The sequence below is a fragment of the Streptomyces sp. NPDC058008 genome (assembly GCF_042886395.1).
In the GTDB taxonomy this organism is placed as follows: Bacteria; Actinomycetota; Actinomycetes; order Streptomycetales; family Streptomycetaceae; genus Streptomyces.
Genome location: NZ_JBHVQX010000077.1, coordinates 1 through 1,651 on the forward strand (window position 1 = coordinate 1; position 1,651 = coordinate 1,651).

Here is a 1,651-nt window from a genome sequence, read left to right on the forward strand (position 1 = left end):
CTGGAACTGCCGTTGCTGATCATCGATATCCAGCGTGGTGGCCCCTCCACCGGGCTGCCGACCAAGACCGAGCAGGCCGACCTGCTTCAGGCCATGTACGGGCGTAACGGTGAGGCACCGGTTCCGGTCGTGGCCCCGAGGACCCCGGCGGACTGCTTCGACGCCGCCCTGGACGCCGCCCGGATCGCGCTGACCTACCGCACCCCGGTCTTCCTGCTCTCGGACGGCTACCTCGCCAACGGCTCCGAACCATGGCGGATCCCGGAGACCGACACCCTGCCCGACCTGCGGACCCGGTTCGCCACCACACCCAACCACGAACTCGCCGACGGCACCGCCGTGTTCTGGCCCTACAAGCGGGACCCCGAAACCCTGGCCCGCCCCTGGGCCGTCCCCGGCACCCCCGGCCTCGAACACCGCATCGGCGGCATCGAGAAACAGGACGGCACCGGCAACATCTCCTACGACCCGGCCAACCACGACCACATGGTCCGCACCCGCCAGGCGAAGATCGACGGCATCAGAGTTCCCGACCTGGAGACCGACGACCCGGCCGGCGCCACCACCCTGGTCCTGGGCTGGGGTTCGACATACGGCCCCATCACCGCCGCCGTACGCCGCCTGCGCGCCGCCGGCGAGACGATCGCACAAGCCCACCTGCGCCACCTCAACCCCTTCCCCGCCAATCTCGGCGAAGTACTACGGCACTACGACAAGGTCATCGTCCCGGAGATGAACCTCGGCCAGCTCGCCCTGCTCCTGAGAGCCAAATACCTCGTCGACGCACGGAGCTTCAACCAGGTCAACGGCATGCCCTTCAAGGCCGAGCAACTCGCCACCGCCCTCAAGGAGGCCATCGATGCCTGACGCCAACGAACTCCTCCAACTGGTCCCCAAAGCCGAGGGCAAGCAGTCCATGAAGGACTTCAAGTCCGACCAGGAAGTGCGCTGGTGCCCCGGCTGCGGCGACTACGCCGTCCTCGCCGCCGTCCAGAGCTTCATGCCCGAACTCGGCCTGGCCAAGGAGAACATCACCTTCGTCTCCGGCATCGGCTGCTCCTCCCGCTTCCCCTACTACATGAACACCTACGGGATGCACTCCATCCACGGCCGCGCCCCCTCCATCGCCACCGGCCTGGCCACCTCCCGCCGCGACCTCTCCGTCTGGGTCGTCACCGGCGACGGCGACGCACTCTCCATCGGCGGCAACCACCTCATCCACGCCCTGCGCCGCAACGTCAACCTCAAGATCCTGCTGTTCAACAACCGGATCTACGGACTCACCAAAGGCCAGTACAGCCCCACCTCCGAACTCGGCAAGATCACCAAATCCACCCCCATGGGCTCCCTCGACGCCCCCTTCAACCCCCTCTCCCTCGCCCTCGGAGCCGAAGCCACCTTCGTCGCCCGCACCGTGGACTCCGACCGCAAACACCTCACCAGCGTGCTACGCGCGGCAGCCGACCACCCCGGCACCGCACTGGTGGAGATCTACCAGAACTGCAACATCTTCAACGACGGCGCCTTCGAGGTCCTCAAGGACAGGGAACGGGCCGAAGAAGCGGTGATCCGCCTCGAACACGGCAAACCGATCCGCTTCGGCACCGAAGGCTCCAAAGGCGTCGTCCGCGACCCCCTCACCGGAGACCTC

1 protein-coding gene and 1 pseudogene are annotated in these 1,651 nt (G+C 67.1%); both read left to right on the forward strand.

The window, feature by feature from the left end; translation table 11 throughout:
- Window positions 1-867: pseudogene (locus ACFVS9_RS34150) on the forward strand (2-oxoglutarate ferredoxin oxidoreductase subunit alpha); the annotation flags it as partial.
- Window positions 860-1,651: 2-oxoacid:ferredoxin oxidoreductase subunit beta (locus ACFVS9_RS34155; protein WP_389938906.1), on the forward strand; the 792-nt coding region annotated here is incomplete at its 3' end. The pseudogene ACFVS9_RS34150 and the gene ACFVS9_RS34155, both read left to right, overlap by 8 nt.